Here is a 16173-nt window from a genome sequence, read left to right as displayed (position 1 = left end):
ACCCCTTATGCGGTTTCGGCGACAGCGGCAGCGTTGGCGCTATCTGTCTGGCGCAAATCGGAAACCTGGCCATCGACGATCTGGATATTGCGGTGAGCGCGTCGGGCGAGTTCTGGATCGTGCGTCACCATAATGATGGTGGTGCCCCATTCATTCACAAATTCCAGCAACTCCATCACCTGTCTTGCCATCAGGGAGTCGAGGTTGCCGGTGGGCTCGTCCGCGAGCAGGAAGCGCGGTTCGCCTGCCAGTGCGCGCGCGATAGCCACTCGTTGTTGCTGGCCACCGGAAAGCTGTGCCGGGAGGTGTTTTGCCCGGGCAGCCAGACCGACCTGTTCGAGTACCTTCTCGATACGACGGCGACGCTCTTTTGCGTTGAAGCCGCGATAACGCAGCGGCACGTCGATGTTGTCGAACAGACTGAGATCCGGGATCAGGTTGAATCCCTGGAAGATAAAGCCGATTTTCTCATTGCGCATGCGTGAGCGATCGCGGTCATTCAGGCCACTGATATCCTCACCGTCCAGCAGGTACTGGCCACCGGTGGAGGTCTCCAGCAAACCAGCAATGTTCAGGAAAGTCGTCTTGCCAGAGCCGCTCGGGCCGGTAACAGAGACGAACTCTCCCTCGTTCACTTCCAGGCTGAAGTCACGCAGGGCGTGGGTTTCGATAGTGTCTGTGCGATAACTCTTGCGAATGTTGTGCATCTGGAGCATGGCGATATTCCCTGGTTTGAAAATTTATTGGTCCAATTCTGATTACTGTTCCAGCGCGACAAGCTGGGCATTTCTAAGTTCTTCTGCGGCGGATACGATGATCTGGTCACCGGCCTGCAGTCCCGACACGATTTCGACCTGGCGCAAGCCGAGGGCGCCGATCTGGATTGGCACGCGAACGGCCTGATCCTCATCGTTCAGCTTCCAGGCAAAGCGGCCACCATCCTGATCGAGGAAAGCCCCGCGCTTGACCAGCAGAACATCATTGCGATTTTCCAGCAGCACGCGGGCAGTCAGACGCAGGTTCTGACGCAGCTTGTCGGGTTGTCCGTCGGTGAAGCGGACGCGCGCGATCACCTGGTTGTCGATGACTTCGGGGGAGATCGCGGTGATGGAGCCGGGGATCTTGCCGCCCGCAAGATTGATTTCGACGGCCATTGCCAGCCCCAGGTCGTCGGCATAGTTTTCCGGTACCGCCGCCTCAAGCTCGAAGCTCGACAGGTCGACGACCGTCATCAGTGGTGCGTTGGGGGCGATCGCACTGCGTTGTGTTACTGCCAGGCTGCCAACCGTGCCGGCGACCGGAGAGCGGATATCGAGCTCTCCAACCTTGCGCTGTAATTCCTCGACCATCAGGGTTTGCTGGGAGCGCTCCAGTTCGAGCGTTCGGGTCTCGAACGCCAGGGCTTCTTTCTCCAGTTCTGCGTTCTGGACCGCCTGTTCGTACTCGAGCTGCGCGCGCGCCAGATCGTCCGCTGCTTTTTCGAAGTCCAGCTGGGAAATGATCTGCTTTTCCATGGAGAGTTCTGCGCGTTTCAATTCACGACGCGCAGCGGTGAGGTTGACCTTGGCCAGGTCAGCTTTCTGGCGATTCTCCAGTTGCTGGCGCTTGGCCTGGATCTTGTGACGCTGCAATTCAACCGACAGCTTGTTCAGCAATGCCTGTTGCTGCGCCAGTTGGTTGGACAGCTCCGGGCTGTCAACCTCTGCGAGCAACTGTCCCTGTTCGACGGAATCCCCGGCCTTGACCACAAAGCGGACGATGCCCTGAGCCGGGCTGAACAGGGTGGGGCTGTTGGCTGCCACGACTCTTCCCTGAACGACCAGGTCACGCACCAGATCGCCGCGGGATACCTCCGCCACATTGATACGCGACAGGGACACAGTCCCATCCACTGCGCCACTGGTTTGCCAGGCTTTGATGCCCCAGGCAAAAAGGGCCAGCGCGAGGACAGCGGCGGCGGCGCCCTGCTGGTGGGAGCGGCGCTGCCACCAGGGTGCCTGGGTCAGCTGAATGTCCTGTGCTGAAGTATCTCTGATCATTATTTTTTCCGCAGGTTGTTAATGCCCCGATTGGCAGCCCGCTTTGTGCTCTTTGACGCAATGCGGCAGCCCGTTGGATGCAGTCGCTGTCCGGACTTTTTTCCGGTGTTTGGAGGGCGTTAGAGCAAGGGGTGTGCCAACTTTTGGGTTGTTTGTAACTATATGTTTTTATTGGGTTTTTTCTTTTTTGTAGGTGCGTGGGAGTCAAGCAATGGGAAATGGGGTGTCCGCTGAATGTGTCCGCTGTCCGGCGTAGCGGGCCGGCGGACGCTCGTACCCTGCGACGCCAGTGAGACCTTCGGCATTTTCGCGCAGCGGGCCCTTCGACTTTATGGCGACAGGGCCTCGTGGTAGAGTGCGCGGCTTTTTCGACCAACCTCAATCTCCATCCCCGCTATGCTTTGCGACGGGGTTTTCGCATCCGCCCTGGGCGCTTTTTCGTTATGTTGCTTTCTTCTACTTTGTTCTCGTCTACCAAAGCCGACTGGTTCGGTAATATCCGCCGCGACGTACTCGCTGGCCTGGTTGTGGCTCTCGCGCTGATTCCCGAGGCGATTGCCTTCTCCATCATCGCCGGTGTTGATCCCCGTGTCGGTCTGTACGCCTCATTCTGTATCGCGGTAGTGATTGCGTTTGTTGGCGGCCGCCCGGGCATGATTTCTGCCGCGACCGGGGCCATGGCGCTATTGATGGTGACGCTGGTCAAGGAGCATGGGCTGCAATATCTGCTTGCGGCTACGTTGTTGACGGGCGTGCTGCAGATCATCGCGGGCTACCTGAAACTGGGTAGTCTGATGAGCTTTGTGTCACGGGCTGTTGTGACGGGGTTCGTCAATGCGCTGGCGATTCTGATCTTCATGGCGCAGATGCCGGAGCTGGTTGGTGCCGGCTGGCAGGTCTACGCCATGACCGCTGCTGGTCTGGGAATCATTTACCTGTTCCCTTATATCCCTGTGATCGGCAAGTCGGTGCCTTCACCGCTGGTCTGCATCCTGGTACTCACCGCGGTAGCGGTTGCACTGGGGATGGATATCCGCACGGTCGGTGATATGGGGGAACTGCCGGATACGTTACCGATCTTCCTGTGGCCGGATGTGCCGTGGAATCTGGAAACCCTGAAGATTATCTTCCCGTACTCGGCCGGCCTGGCGGTGGTGGGCTTGCTGGAGTCCCTGATGACCGCGACCATCGTTGATGATCTGACCGACACCAACAGCGACAAGAACCGTGAGTGTAAGGGTCAGGGCATTGCCAACATTGCCGCCGGTACACTCGGCGGCATGGCCGGCTGTGCGATGATTGGCCAGTCGGTGATTAACGTGAAGTCGGGAGGTCGGGGGCGCCTGTCGACACTGGTTGCCGGTGTCGGCCTGCTGACGCTGGTAGTGTTCCTCAGCGACTGGGTCGCGGTTATCCCAATGGCTGCGCTGGTAGCAGTCATGATCATGGTGTCGATCGGTACCTTCGACTGGAGTTCCGTGCGTAACCTGAAAAAGCTGCCACTGTCCACCAACGTGGTAATGATCGCTACGGTTGTGGTGGTAGTGTGGACACACAACCTTGCCTATGGTGTATTTGTCGGAGTCCTGTTGGCTTCCCTGTTTTTTGCCAACAAGGTCAGCCACTTTATGTATGTGGCCTCGGAGCTGGATGAATCGCAGAGTTGCCGTACCTACCGGGTTGTTGGACAGGTGTTCTTCAACTCTTCGGACAAATTCGTTGCGGCATTTGACTTCAAAGAGGTGCTCGACAAGGTCGTGATCGACCTGAGTCGCGCGCATTTCTGGGATGTTTCGGCTGTGTATGCGCTCGACAAGGCGGTAGTGAAATTCCGTCGCGAAGGCGCAGAGGTAGAGCTGATCGGCCTGAATGAGGCCAGCGAGACCATCGTTGACCGTTTTGGCGTGCACGACAAGCCGGAAGAAATTGAGCGGGTCCTTGGAGGACATTGATGAGCGACCACAACAATAATGATCAATCGGCAGATACTGCCGCTGGTCGCGATCCGCTGGTGTTGGCCTGCATCGACGGATCCCGCTATACCGGTGCCGTCTGTGACTATGCTGCGTGGATCGCGCGCGGCACTGGCGCGCCGGTGAAATTGCTGCACAACATTGAGCGGGGCAATGTGCCTGCGGTCGCCGACCTGACCGGTGCCATTGGCCTCGGCAGCCAGGAAGAGCTACTCGAAGAACTCACCGTGCTCGAACAGCAGCGTTCGCGTTTGCTGGTGGAGCAGGGCAAGCGCGTGTTGCGTGCAGCGGAGGAGCGGGTCACCGGTGCTGGTGCCGCTGACGTCGAGACCTGCCAGCGCCACGACAGCCTGGCCGAATCTCTGGTGGAGCTCGAAGACCATATTCGCGTGCTGGTACTCGGCATCCGCGGCGAAGAGCATGGCGATTCCTCCGAGGGCATCGGCTCGCAGTTGGAAACGGTGGTACGTGCGCTGCATCGGCCGATTCTGGTGGTCAACCAGGAGTTTCGCGAGCCGCGTAAAATCCTGCTGGCCTACGATGGCAGCGAAGCAGCGCGCAAGGCCCTGCACATGATGGCAGAGAGCCCCGCCTTTCAGCAGGTGGCCTCCTGTCACCTGGTCTTTGTTGGCGATGGCGAGCGTGCCGAAAGCTTGCTCGCAGAAGCCAGCGCGGAACTCGATGCCGCTGGTGTGCCGGTTACCGCCAGTCAGTTGCAAGGCAAAACCGTCGATATGCTGGTGAAATACCAGCAGGAACACGATATTGACCTCACCGTAATGGGGGCGTTCAGCCACAATCGCCTGCGTGACCTGCTGCTCGGCAGTATCACTGCCAAAATGCTGCTGAACACCCGTCAGCCTTTGCTGCTATTACGCTGAGGCCTCCTGCCCTCTAGCTTGCCAATTTCTGCAGCGGGGCACGCTCTTCTTCCGCCTGCTGCTGGCGCAATTGCGCCAGCGACATGCCCGCCTTGGCGTGGGGGGTTGGTTTGCCCTGATCGTCCAGGGCAACAAATACCATTCTCTCCACCTGCAGAATCAGGGCGCGAGTCTGTTTGTTGCGCACTTCGCAGTGCACAGTGATGGACGTGCGACCGATATCCACGAGCTCGAAGCCGAATTCGACGACATCGCCGCAGCTGGCGGAGCTGACAAAATCGATCTCTGACATCAACTTGGTGACCACCATGGGGGTGCCCATTTGGCAACCCGCGAAGATGGCAGCCTCCTCATCGATCCAGGCGAGTAGTTGCCCGCCGAACAGGCGTTGGGCCGGATTCAGGTCAGCGGGCTTCACGAAGTGACGGGAATAATATTTCATCGCGGGGTACCTCTTTAGGAGTAAAACCGGGAAAAGGGCGGCCGCGAGGGCCGACCAGCAGATAGTTGCATCAAGCGTGCCAGTGCTGGCAGTTGGCGGATATTGCCCGTGACCGGCGCGCCATCTCTTCAATGTGCGACACACAGGCGCCGGTTGCGGGGGACTGGTTTGGCCAAATTGGCCGAGGGCAGGGATATTCTGGCCGTCATGGTGGGGGGAGATCTTCGCCTGCACTGGACTGGGGCTGATACGCCCTTAGAATGAGCCGTCAAAGTGACCGGTGAACCACTGAGCGGTGGTCCTGTCCCGCACCGGTCTGAGCCACAACCCCAGGGGAGAGTGATCCAGGCATGATTATCCAGCCAAAAGTGCGCGGTTTTATTTGTACCAATGCCCACCCACAGGGCTGCGCTGCGAACGTGCGCGAGCAGATCGAATATATCCAGTCCCAGCCTGCCATTGAGAGCGGGCCAAAAAACGTTCTGGTTGTCGGGGCCTCTACGGGTTACGGCCTCGCATCCAGAATCACCGCGGCATTTGGCTGTGGTGCGAACACCCTCGGCGTCTTTTTTGAAAAGCCACCGACAGAGAAACGTACCGCTTCCGCGGGTTATTACAACTCTGTGGCGTTTGAACAGGAAGCCAAACAGGCTGGCCTGTATGCCAAGAGTATTAATGGCGACGCATTCTCTGACGAGATCAAGGCGAAGGCCATTGAAGCCATCAAGCAGGACCTGGGCAAAATTGACCTGGTTATATACAGCCTGGCGTCCCCGCGTCGGACCGATCCCAAAACCGGAGAGCTGCACTCCTCGGTGTTGAAGCCTATCGGCAAGTCTTACACGGCGCGCAACCTCAATACCGACAAACTGGAAATTGGTGATATCACCCTGGACCCGGCGTCTGAGGAAGAAATCGCAGCGACCGTCAAAGTGATGGGCGGTGAAGACTGGGAATTGTGGATGCAGGCACTGGGCGATGCGGGTGTCCTGACTGATGACTGCAAGACCGTTGCGTATACCTATATCGGTGAACAGCTGACCTGGCCGATCTACGGCCACGCCACCATCGGCCGCGCCAAGGAAGATTTGGATCGCGCGGCCACGGCAATTACGTCCAGTGGTCAGGCGGACGCGCATGTTGCTGTCTTGAAGGCTCTGGTAACCCAGTCCAGCTCCGCTATCCCGGTGATGCCGCTGTATATTTCCCTCGTCTATAAAATCATGAAGGAAGAGGGCACGCACGAGGGCTGTATTGAGCAGCTCTATCGCCTCTACACCGAAGGTTTGTATACCGACACCCCGCGCCTCGATAGTGACAATCGTTATCGCATGGACGACAAGGAGTTGCGTCCTGAGACCCAGGCCAAGATCGAAGAGCTGTGGCCACTGGTAACGGAAGAGAACCTGTTTGAGCTGACCGACTATAAAGGCTACAACGAGGACTTCCTCAAGCTGTTTGGTTTCGGTAACGACGGTGTCGATTACGAAGCAGACACCAGCCCGATGGTGGCAGCAGATTTCGAGTAATCGGGATCACTGAAAAAGCCGGCGTTCACCGCCGGCTTTTTTTTGCCTGCTCGTCGCTCGCCCTGTGTTGCGCGGAGCGGCATAATGACCGTGAAAACGCGCAAGGATAACGCTATGGAAACCCGTCGCCTCGGCCTCACCGATCTGTATGTCAGCAAGCTTTGTCTGGGCACCATGACTTATGGGGAACAGAATTCGGAAGAGGATGCCTTCGAGCAGCTCGATTATGCGACTGCGAACGGTATTAACTTTATTGATTGTGCAGAAATGTACCCGGTACCTCCCAGGGCAGAAACCTGTGGCCTGACAGAAACCTATATTGGTAACTGGCTGGCAGCGCGCGGGCAGCGCGATCGGCTGGTAGTTGCGACCAAAGTGACCGGTCGGGGAGAGAGCAATTCAGGGGTTGCCCATATTCGCCAGGGGCCGCGACTCAATCGCGAACAAATTTTTGCCGCGTGTGATGCATCGCTGCGGCGTTTGCGCACCGATTATATTGATCTCTACCAGGTGCACTGGCCTGAACGGCAGACCAATTTTTTTGGTCAGCTGGGCTATCGCCATGGTGCGGACGATGGTGTACCGATTGCTGAAACTGTGGACGCCCTGGAAGCGCTGGTAAAAGCCGGCAAGGTGCGCCATATCGGTATCTCCAACGAGACCCCCTGGGGCATGATGGAATACCTCAAGCTCTCGGCCGCACTGGGGAAGCCGCGGATCGCCAGTATTCAGAACCCCTACAGCCTCCTGAATCGCACCTTTGAAGTGGGCAACGCAGAAATGGCGTTGCGGGAGAAGTGCGGTTTGCTTGCCTATTCACCACTCGCATTTGGCAGCCTCTCCGGTAAGTACCTGAACGGTAAGCGACCGGAGGGTGCGCGTCTCACACTCTTCGAGCGATTCCAGCGCTACTCGGGAGAGCGTACGCAAACAGCCATTGCTGCCTATGTTGATGTGGCGAAAAAATTTGGCCTGGATCCCGCGCAAATGGCACTGGCGTTTGTTACCGGGCAGCCTTTTGTCACATCGAACATTATTGGGGCGACCACCATGGTGCAACTGCGTAGCAATATCGCCAGCGCAGAACTCAGTCTCACAGAAGAGGTTTTAGAGGCGATCGAGGCGGTGCACAACATGAATCCCAACCCTGCGCCTTGAGCTGCCTGAAGACCCAATAAAAAAGGCCGGGAATTTCCCGGCCTTTTCCGTTCAACGGTTTAGAACGTATAGGTCGAAGACAGGTAAGCGAAGCGTCCCTGGCCGTTGTGAATGGTGGTGGTGAAGCCCATAAAGTCGGAATAATCCATCGGGGGCTCCTCGTCGAGCAGGTTGGTAATGCCCAGGGTTACAGCAACCTTTTCGAAGCCGAAGTAATTCACAGTTGTGTCCACCGTGGTCATCGCGTCGATATCACTCATACCAGGCGCCTGGACTGAGGCCTGCTGAGCAAAGCTGTCGATATAGTTTACGGCTACCCGCGCAGCGATGTCATCGCGACTCCAGTCCACCGCAGCTGTCCAGCGCATTTCGGGCAGCTCATAGTCGCCTTCCTGCAGATTCACGCGTGAACCGCCATCTGCGTCGGGACGCAGGTCCTCATAGTCGAGCATGTAGTTCAGTGCGTAGGAGAAGCCGAAGCTACCCAGGTCCGTATCCAGCGAGTAACGCACATCGAGGTCAAGGCCGCTGGTATTCAGGTCGCCGATGTTCTGGAAGGAATCGAAAACCGTTACCACTTCACCGGGATCGTTCGGATCACTTGATGGCAGGCGCTGGACAACGGTGGGATCGTTGCCGAAATTACTGAATACAAACTGCGTGTCCGAATCGATGATGTTCTCGATTTGGTAGTTGTAGTAATCCAGGGTTACCGACAGGTCTTCGGTGGGGCTGACGATCAAGCCAATGTTGTAGTTCTCGGACTCCTCCGGGCCGAGATCCGGGTTACCGGCAAAGACGGCGGTGTACTCCTGCGGCTCACATGCCTTGTTGATATTGCCCACCGCATTACAGCGGATGGTGTCCACCAGATTGGGGGATTCATCGGTTCGACCGAGCCCCAACTGTGCCAGAGAAGGCGCACGGAAAGCGGTGCCCCACGAGCCCCGCAGGGAGACGCTCTCGGAAGCGGACCAGAGGAAGGCGACCTTCGGATCGGTGGTGGTGCCGAAATCGCTGTAGTCCTCATGACGCAAGGCCAGCTGGAGCTCCAGGTTGTCCAGCACCGGAACCGCCAGCTCTGCGAATACAGCGGTATTGTCGCGGCTGCCGTTTGCCTGGGTGGCCTCGGTACCAAATATATCTCCACGCAGGAACTGGTCATCGGGGTTGTCGCTGATGGAGTCCTGTCGGTATTCGGCCCCAACGGCCAGCATCAGGTCACCGCTGGCCATGGACATCAGGGGACCCGAGACCTGCGCGTCCACCGAGCGGGTGGTGGATTTACCAACCCGGGCGGTGGTGGTCTCGATGAAGGCAAGTGCTTCCGGTGAGTTAGCAGAGGGTTCGAAGGGGTTCCACAGGCCGCTGTCGATCGCTTCCTGCACACGACGGGAATTGGGGTAGCCATCGACGCCGCGCTCCACAGCATCACTCTTGATGTAGCTGTAGGCCGTTTCCCAGTTCCAGCTGCCGATTTCACCTTCCAGGCCAATAACGGTACGGAAGTAGTCACTTTCCACTTCCTTGCGTCGATTGCCGATATCTACGGTACGGCGACGCATGGTCAGATCTTGCTCGTAGAAGGGGTGGGTCGGGTCGTTGGCGAATGGATGGTTGGGATTGTCACCCGCCATAAACAATTCATTGAAGCTGGGGCTGCCGGCACCTTTGACGGTGGTCTTGGCATTCTGCCCATTGAATTCCGCGAAGGCCTCGACCGACGGGCTCAGGGTGTAGCGTCCCAGGTAACTGAAGCTGACGCGCTCGGTGGAGGGGACCATGCTCATGTGTGGCGCGTAATCATAGCGACACAGGTTATTGGCCGTATCGATATCTTCAGCGGCACAGACATCGTTGCCGAAAGTGTCTGGCAGACGCACGGTAGGGTCTGAGGCGAGGGCGATCGTGCCCGGAATACCCGAGGAACTGCGGAAGTCGGTGGCAAAGGGATCGTTGGGGCGCAGTGCCTGCTGGTTGGCGGAGCGAGAATAGTCACGATCGGCATACAGCACTTCGTCGCGATTCAGGTAATCGACGATCAGGGTGTGGCTCGCTTCGTCTGTACTGGTGCCCCAAACCATACTCAAACTGGTTTCGCTGCCGCCGCCATCGGCGGTACCGCCGACTTTGCCGGACAGTTCAACGCCGTCAAAATCATCGCGCAGGATGATGTTGATCACCCCGGCGATGGCATCGGAGCCATAGGTCGCGGAGGCGCCGTCCTTGAGCACGTCCACGCGCTGGATTGCCGCCAGCGGAATATTGTTGATATCCACAAAGGCGGTATCGATGCTCTTGGCAAAAGGGCTTACCGACACGCGGCGACCATTGACCAGAATCAGGGTCGAGTCGGCCCCCAGCCCGCGCAATGAGACTGATGAACCGCCGTTGGCAGTGTCATCACTGCTGTTGGCCTGGGTGGAAAAGGTGCCCTGGCCAGAGATGGGTAATTTGCTAAACAGCCCGATCAGGTCGGTGACTCCGGTGGCGGCTATATCCTCTGCGGTAAGGCTGGCGACTGGTGATGGCCCGTCCATTTCCAGTCGTTTGATGTGGGAGCCGGTGACTTCGACCAGTTCCAGTTCGCCGGCGTCATTGCCCGGGGTCGCTTCCTGGGCAAAGGTTGGCAGTGTGCTGATGCCGAGTACGGCGGCGCTCAGGGTGAGGGGAAAACGCTTAAGAGTAACCCGGTCCATAGGTCGTCTCCTTATTTAAGTGTGTTTTATTAAACTTTTGTTCTACTTACCTCACTTTTGAACATATCACTGTGCTACTGGGGCGGACAGAGGCTTGCGGCGAATTGTCGCCACAGTGTGATCGATGCCCGGTTCTGCTGGCTATACTTCTGATCATCGGACCAACCCCTGTTTAGCCCGGCACAGCCAGTGGGAAGTACCATCATGGAAACCAACCCTTATCACACCCTCAATGATCTCTTTGCGCAGCTTGGTCTGGGCAGTGACGACGCGGAAATCGAGACCTTTCTGGCCGGGCACCGTCTGCAGGATGATGAAAAGCTCGCCGGGGCATCCTTCTGGTCAGAAGGGCAGCGTCGTTTCCTGTTGGAGGCATTGGAGGAGGATTCCGACTGGTGCGAGGTGGTCGATACGCTGGACAGCCTGCTGCGTCATTGATGATCTGCCCCCATCGGGCAGTTTCCACACCGTCAGCCTCATTTCTCCCCTGATGGGTCCGCGTCAGGCCGCCGTTCCGGTATAATGCGCCGCCTCCGATCTGTACGGCGTCTGTTACCCGATGGAAAAACCGCACTTCCGCCCGGCCCTTTTGCACCCGCGCTACTGGCTCACCTGGCTGCTCTTTGGCATTTGGTTTCTAGCCGCACAATTGCCCTATCGCTGGCAGATGGCGATCGGACGCCAGCTGGGGCGCCTGATGCAGCGCCTGGCGCCCAGTCGCCGCGCGATTGCTGAACGCAATCTGGCCCTGTGTTTTCCCGAAAAGTCCGATGCCGAGCGCGCACAGCTGCTGCGACAGAACTTTGAGTCCAACGGTATTGCCTTGATGGAAACCGGGATGGCCTGGTTCCGCAGTAGCCGCTGGCTGCGCAAACGTTTTTCTATTGAGGGCCTGGAATATCTGCAGCAACCCCACGAACGTGGACAGGGTGTGGTACTGCTGGCCATGCACTTCACCACGCTGGAGATTGGTGCGGCCATGATGTCGATCAGTCATCCGGTCGACGGCATGTACCGTCCGCACAAGAACCCCGTGTACGACTACATGCAGCGCAAGGGGCGCGAGCGACACGGGGCAGATACCGACGTGTTTCAGCGCAAGGATGTCCGTGGAATGATGCGTGCGCTCAAGCGCGGTCGAGCGGTGTGGTATGCCCCAGATCAGGATTACGGGATCAAACAGGGGGTATTTGCGCCTCTATTTGGCCAGCCGGCGGCCACCGTAACGGGAACCTCCCGTTTTGCACGGGCAGGGCGCGCCCAGGTGGTACCGTATATCGTTACCCGCCTTCCCGACGGTGGCGGATACAAAGTGGTGGTCTACCCGCCGATTGAAGAAATTCCCTCGGGCGATGAACAGCGTGATGCGGAACTGGTCAATCAATTTGTCGAGGCGCGTATGCGCGAGGTGCCGGAGCAATACATGTGGGTGCACCGTCGCTTCAAGACCCGCCCGGAGGGGATGGAGCCGGTTTACAGCGGTATTCGCAAGCGCAAGAAGAAACGGCGTAAACCTCGCGCCGCGGGCGGTTAGCACTGGTATCCACCCAACGGCCTAAGTAACATACCCGTTTTGTTTTTGGGCGCATTTGCCGGGCCGTTTGGCCGATAATGGCGGGCCTGCGTCTGGTTTGTGAGGAGAAGGAATGATTTCCGGCAGTATGGTGGCCCTGGCCACACCAATGTACCCCGATGGTGGCCTCGACTGGGATAGCCTGCACAATCTCGTGGAGTGGCACATCGAGCAGGGTACCCGTGCACTGGTTGCAGTGGGTACTACCGGGGAATCCGCCACGCTGGATGTCAACGAGCACCTGGAAGTGATCCGTCGTGTTGTCGATCAGGTGGCCGGCCGGATTCCGGTGATTGCAGGTACCGGGGCCAATTCCACTTCCGAGGCCATTGAGCTGACCGAGAATGCGGCCAAATGCGGTGCCGATGCCTGCCTGCTGGTGACGCCGTACTACAACAAGCCAACCCAGGAAGGCCTGTTCCAGCACTACAAGAAAGTCGCGAAGGCCGTTTCAATCCCGCAAATTCTCTACAATGTTCCCGGACGCACCGCCGTGGATATGCTGCCGGAAACCGTGCTGCGCCTCGCCGCGATAGGCAATATCATCGGGATCAAGGAGGCGACAGGTGACCTCGATCGTGCGCGGGAATTGATCGAAAATGCACCAAAGGATTTCGCCATCTATTCTGGCGATGACGCCACAGCGTGTGAGTTCATGCTGGCGGGTGGCCACGGTGATATCAGTGTCACCGCCAATGTGGCACCGGCCGCAGTGGCGCAAATGTGTGAGGCTGCCATCAATGGCGACGCCGAAACCGCCCGAGCCATCGATCAACGTATCCAGATATTGCACAAAGTGCTGTTTGTGGAGTCCAACCCCATACCGGTGAAGTGGGCCCTGGAGGATATGGGGCGCATTGATGCCGGTATTCGTCTGCCGCTGACGCGCCTCTCCACCGAGCACCATGCGACCGTGCGGGAAGCCCTGCGTAGCGCCGGCGTACTCTAATAGTAAGGGCCTGCCCCCGCGGCCAGCCCGAAAGGTTTGACCCTAAGGAACGAATAATGACAAGACTTGCAGCGGGAGCCGCGCTCTGTATCGCCAGTATCGCATTGTCTGGTTGCGGTGTGATCGGTGGTGACGACGGCTACTTTCGGGATCGTAGCGATGACTACCAGTTGGCCAACAGCTTGCCCCCACTCCGTGTGCCGGAGGGGGTAACCACCAAGCAGCAAGAAGAGCTCTATGAAATCCCGCGGCTCGGCAATTCAGAATTGGAGCGCGGCAAGTTTGAGGTGCCCCGTCCACAGGCGCTGTCCGTGAATGTGGGCCTGGACCGCGTAAAGATTCAGAAGTTGGGAAGCCGTCGCTGGGTGCTTGTTTCGCAGCCACCCGCTGAAGTCTGGCCACAATTGCACTATTTCCTGCGCACCGCAGGATTGCAGCTCGAGCGTTCAGATGCCTCGATGGGCATTATGGAAACGGCGTGGCTGTCATTCCGGGACACCCCGGAAATCCGGGACAAGTACCAGTTGCGCATCGAGTCGGGTGTGCAGCCCGACACGACAGAAATTCACGTTCGCCATATCTCCGCGCCTGCAGACGCACCGGTCCAGCAGCCAGTTGAGTGGCCGGCCCTGTCCCAGAACCAGGAGCGTGAAGGCTGGATGATCGATGAGATGTCCAACGCACTGGCGGCCGAAACCTCTGGTGCGGCGGCCTCGCTGATGGCGCAGGATATCGGTCGCAGCGACAGCAAGGTGAAGCTGATTGAACCGGCGGGCCGCGACCCCTATCTCTCGCTGGAGCTGGTGATGGGGCGCGCCTGGGCGACCGTCGCACACGCCCTGAATGCCGGTGCCTATCGCCTCCATCTGGAAGATGTCGAGCAGCGTGTCTTTTACGTGACCTACGATGAGGATCGGGAAGTCACTCAGGAAGAGAAAGGCTGGTTCTCGCGCTGGGGATCCGATGATTCGGACGAGCTCGCAGAAAAGGCAGCGACCTTCTCCATGGAAGAGGTCTTTGCCAACGTCGATGCCGCCGCGGATCCGGTGCTGTTTGGCGGTATTTCCGGCATTGGTATCGGTAGCCCGAGGGAGATCCCCGGCTACCTGATCGTCCTGCGCGAAGTCGATGGCATCATCCAGGTACATATCCGTACTACCCGGGGACAGCCTCTGTCACGTTTAAAAGCGTCTGAGCTCCTGCTGGCAATCCGGCAGAATCTGATCTGATGCCGCTGCGCTTCGCTTCCCTCGGTAGCGGCAGCAAAGGCAATGGCACCCTGGTCTCCAGCGGGCAACACTGCCTGCTGGTAGATTGTGGGTTCAGTATCCGCCAGACCGAGCGACGGATGTCGCGGCTTGGTGTGACGCCCGCTGACCTCTCTGCGATCCTTGTGACCCACGAGCATAGTGACCACCTTTCCGGGGTGGCACCGCTCGCGCGCAAGTACAACCTGCCTGTCTACCTGACACCCGGCACCCTGAGGGCCCGGGACATCGGCAAGTTACCGGCCGTGCATTTGATTGAAGGCCATCAACCCTTTGATGTTGCCGACATTCAGGTGACGCCGGTAGCAGTACCGCATGATGCCCGTGAAGCCGCGCAGTTCGTGTTTCGGTATGCCGGTCGCAGCCTGGGGCTGCTGACCGATCTCGGCACGGTCACTCCTCATGTGGAAGCCAGCTACTCCGATCTCGATGCCCTGGTGCTGGAAGCCAATCACGATCCGCAAATGCTGGCGCAGGGGCCCTATCCGCCGTCTCTGAAGCGTCGCGTTGGTGGTGCCTACGGGCACCTGAGCAACCAGCAGGCCGCCGGTTTTCTCGAGCGAGTCGGTTTCGAGCAGTTGCAACATCTGGTCGTAGGCCATATCAGTGAGAAGAACAATACGGTCGAACTGGCCCGGCAGGCATTGGCGGCGCCAGCAGAAACCGTCGCCAACTGTATCTTTGCCTGCCAGGAGCAAGGGTTTGACTGGCTCCAGGTGGATTGAGCCTCACCTGCGGATTCGTTCGATTCCTACACAAAAACCACAACACGCGTATCGGGAGGCGCTATGGAGACTCTGCTTGTCTATCTGCTGGTCGGAGCGGCTGCCGGTACCATAGCGGGATTATTTGGTGTTGGGGGTGGCCTCATTATCGTGCCCGCGCTGGTGCTGGTGTTCACGGTACAGGGTATCGCGCCAGATCTTCTGACACATATGGCGGTAGGGACTTCTCTCGCGACGATAGTGATTACTTCGATCAGTTCGATCCGCACGCATCATCTCAAGGGTGCGGTTGACTGGAAAATCTTCTGGACCATGACACCCGGCATTTTGCTCGGTTCATGGTTGGGTGGAGTGACCGCCCACCTGTTGCCGGGTGCGTGGCTCCAGCTGCTGATCGGTGTGTTTGCAATAGCGATTGCGTTGAAAATGTGGCGTGACAGCTTTCGTAAAGTGCCGCTGCCGACCGACGGTGGTCGCGTGCCAGGCAAGCTGGTGTTGGCCGGTGTCGGTGGCTTTATCGGTTGGGCGTCGGCGATTTTTGGCATTGGCGGGGGTTCTCTAACCGTACCGTTCTTATCGCGCTGTCATGTATTGATGCAGCGCGCGGTGGCGACATCCGCCGCTTGCGGTTTACCGATCGCCATTGCCGGTGCCCTGAGTTTCATGGTTCAGGGATGGGGGCACGCCGATTTGCCGGCGTACAGTTCGGGCTACATTTATTGGCCGGCATTTATTGGAATCGTTGTTGCCAGTGCGCCTTTTGCAGGATTGGGTGGCAACCTGGCACATCGTCTCTCTCCAAAGGTGCTGAAAAACTGTTTTGCCGGTTTACTGTTTTTGATTGGCGTGCGTTTTGTATGGTCTAACGCGGGGTTATTGAGCCTGGCCTGAGCGATATTCGCAGGGTGGGCATTCACCCGGTGGTCGTTGCGGTCGG

General features: G+C 58.3%; 14 protein-coding genes. 10 read left to right on the top strand and 4 right to left on the bottom strand.

The genetic code is table 11. From position 1 onward, the window contains the following. Positions 1 to 5: 5 nt before the first annotated feature. Together ACXAD0_RS16965 and ACXAD0_RS16960 are read right to left on the bottom strand one after the other, a co-directional pair. On the bottom strand, positions 6 to 716 hold the full coding sequence (locus ACXAD0_RS16965; RefSeq protein WP_475089870.1) for an ABC transporter ATP-binding protein: 711 nt from the start codon (positions 714 to 716) through the stop codon (positions 6 to 8). A 42-nt stretch (positions 717 to 758) separates the two neighbouring features. Then, positions 759 to 2039 carry an efflux RND transporter periplasmic adaptor subunit gene (locus ACXAD0_RS16960; RefSeq protein WP_475089868.1) on the bottom strand — a complete coding sequence of 427 codons (1281 nt, stop codon included), beginning with the start codon at positions 2037 to 2039 and terminating at the stop codon, positions 759 to 761. Positions 2040 to 2482: 443 nt separating this feature from the next. Here ACXAD0_RS16960 and ACXAD0_RS16955 point away from each other — a divergent pair, with 443 nt between their 5' ends. Then, positions 2483 to 3991: a SulP family inorganic anion transporter gene (locus tag ACXAD0_RS16955; protein WP_475089867.1), complete on the top strand. Its 1509-nt coding sequence runs from the start codon at positions 2483 to 2485 to the stop codon at positions 3989 to 3991. Then, a complete protein-coding gene (locus ACXAD0_RS16950; RefSeq protein WP_475089865.1) occupies positions 3991 to 4893 on the top strand; it encodes a universal stress protein in 903 nt (300 codons plus the stop codon). The genes ACXAD0_RS16955 and ACXAD0_RS16950 overlap by 1 nt, the downstream gene beginning before the upstream one ends. Positions 4894 to 4906: 13 nt before the next feature. Here ACXAD0_RS16950 and ACXAD0_RS16945 read toward each other — a convergent pair whose 3' ends face one another. After that, positions 4907 to 5335 (bottom strand): acyl-CoA thioesterase, encoded by a 429-nt coding sequence (locus ACXAD0_RS16945; RefSeq protein ID WP_475089863.1) that lies wholly within the window; start codon positions 5333 to 5335, stop codon positions 4907 to 4909. 350 nt (positions 5336 to 5685) lie between these two features. Between ACXAD0_RS16945 and fabV the strand changes: the two genes are divergently transcribed. Both fabV and ACXAD0_RS16935 read left to right on the top strand, forming a co-directional pair. Continuing rightward, a complete protein-coding gene (gene fabV / locus ACXAD0_RS16940) occupies positions 5686 to 6864 on the top strand; it encodes an enoyl-ACP reductase FabV (RefSeq protein ID WP_475089862.1) in 1179 nt (392 codons plus the stop codon). Positions 6865 to 6978: 114 nt separating this feature from the next. Further along, positions 6979 to 8022, top strand: coding sequence for an NADP(H)-dependent aldo-keto reductase (locus ACXAD0_RS16935; RefSeq protein ID WP_475090416.1), 1044 nt, complete (start codon positions 6979 to 6981; stop codon positions 8020 to 8022). A gap of 59 nt (positions 8023 to 8081) precedes the next feature. On the opposite strand, the gene ACXAD0_RS16930 is transcribed toward ACXAD0_RS16935, so the two are convergent. Next, positions 8082 to 10721 (bottom strand): TonB-dependent receptor plug domain-containing protein, encoded by a 2640-nt coding sequence (locus ACXAD0_RS16930; protein ID WP_475089861.1) that lies wholly within the window; start codon positions 10719 to 10721, stop codon positions 8082 to 8084. Between the two features lie 204 nt (positions 10722 to 10925). Here ACXAD0_RS16930 and ACXAD0_RS16925 point away from each other — a divergent pair, with 204 nt between their 5' ends. From ACXAD0_RS16925 to ACXAD0_RS16900, 6 genes are all read left to right on the top strand, one after another. Next, on the top strand, positions 10926 to 11159 hold the full coding sequence (locus ACXAD0_RS16925; protein WP_475089859.1) for a DUF2789 domain-containing protein: 234 nt from the start codon (positions 10926 to 10928) through the stop codon (positions 11157 to 11159). 121 nt (positions 11160 to 11280) lie between these two features. After that, positions 11281 to 12255, top strand: a complete 975-nt coding sequence (gene lpxL, locus ACXAD0_RS16920; RefSeq protein ID WP_475089858.1) for an LpxL/LpxP family Kdo(2)-lipid IV(A) lauroyl/palmitoleoyl acyltransferase — start codon at positions 11281 to 11283, stop codon at positions 12253 to 12255. 112 nt (positions 12256 to 12367) lie between these two features. Next, entirely contained in the window at positions 12368 to 13243 is an 876-nt protein-coding gene (gene dapA / locus ACXAD0_RS16915) for a 4-hydroxy-tetrahydrodipicolinate synthase (protein ID WP_475089856.1), read from the top strand. A 56-nt stretch (positions 13244 to 13299) separates the two neighbouring features. After that, positions 13300 to 14472, top strand: coding sequence for an outer membrane protein assembly factor BamC (gene bamC, locus ACXAD0_RS16910; protein WP_475089855.1), 1173 nt, complete (start codon positions 13300 to 13302; stop codon positions 14470 to 14472). Further along, positions 14472 to 15236, top strand: a complete 765-nt coding sequence (locus ACXAD0_RS16905; protein WP_475089853.1) for an MBL fold metallo-hydrolase — start codon at positions 14472 to 14474, stop codon at positions 15234 to 15236. The genes bamC and ACXAD0_RS16905 overlap by 1 nt, the downstream gene beginning before the upstream one ends. A 63-nt stretch (positions 15237 to 15299) precedes the next feature. Next, complete coding sequence (locus ACXAD0_RS16900; RefSeq protein ID WP_475089852.1) at positions 15300 to 16127, top strand: sulfite exporter TauE/SafE family protein; 828 nt, start codon at positions 15300 to 15302, stop codon at positions 16125 to 16127. The last annotated feature ends 46 nt before the right edge of the window (positions 16128 to 16173 follow it).

The organism is Microbulbifer sp. ABF4_148 (assembly GCF_056158985.1).
The sequence above is the reverse complement of the archived record's forward strand: the minus strand, read 5'-3'. Positions and strand labels throughout refer to the sequence as shown.

Excerpts from the sequence above, each read along its gene's own strand:
- ACXAD0_RS16965 (WP_475089870.1), bottom strand. The coding sequence starts at position 716 with ATGCTCCAGATGCACAACATTCGCAAGAGTTATCGCACAGACACTATC.
- ACXAD0_RS16960 (WP_475089868.1), bottom strand. The coding sequence starts at position 2,039 with ATGATCAGAGATACTTCAGCACAGGACATTCAGCTGACCCAGGCACCC.
- ACXAD0_RS16955 (WP_475089867.1), top strand. The coding sequence starts at position 2,483 with ATGTTGCTTTCTTCTACTTTGTTCTCGTCTACCAAAGCCGACTGGTTC.
- ACXAD0_RS16950 (WP_475089865.1), top strand. The coding sequence starts at position 3,991 with ATGAGCGACCACAACAATAATGATCAATCGGCAGATACTGCCGCTGGT.
- ACXAD0_RS16945 (WP_475089863.1), bottom strand. The coding sequence starts at position 5,335 with ATGAAATATTATTCCCGTCACTTCGTGAAGCCCGCTGACCTGAATCCG.
- fabV (WP_475089862.1), top strand. The coding sequence starts at position 5,686 with ATGATTATCCAGCCAAAAGTGCGCGGTTTTATTTGTACCAATGCCCAC.
- ACXAD0_RS16935 (WP_475090416.1), top strand. The coding sequence starts at position 6,979 with ATGGAAACCCGTCGCCTCGGCCTCACCGATCTGTATGTCAGCAAGCTT.
- ACXAD0_RS16930 (WP_475089861.1), bottom strand. The coding sequence starts at position 10,721 with ATGGACCGGGTTACTCTTAAGCGTTTTCCCCTCACCCTGAGCGCCGCC.
- ACXAD0_RS16925 (WP_475089859.1), top strand. The coding sequence starts at position 10,926 with ATGGAAACCAACCCTTATCACACCCTCAATGATCTCTTTGCGCAGCTT.
- lpxL (WP_475089858.1), top strand. The coding sequence starts at position 11,281 with ATGGAAAAACCGCACTTCCGCCCGGCCCTTTTGCACCCGCGCTACTGG.
- dapA (WP_475089856.1), top strand. The coding sequence starts at position 12,368 with ATGATTTCCGGCAGTATGGTGGCCCTGGCCACACCAATGTACCCCGAT.
- bamC (WP_475089855.1), top strand. The coding sequence starts at position 13,300 with ATGACAAGACTTGCAGCGGGAGCCGCGCTCTGTATCGCCAGTATCGCA.
- ACXAD0_RS16905 (WP_475089853.1), top strand. The coding sequence starts at position 14,472 with ATGCCGCTGCGCTTCGCTTCCCTCGGTAGCGGCAGCAAAGGCAATGGC.
- ACXAD0_RS16900 (WP_475089852.1), top strand. The coding sequence starts at position 15,300 with ATGGAGACTCTGCTTGTCTATCTGCTGGTCGGAGCGGCTGCCGGTACC.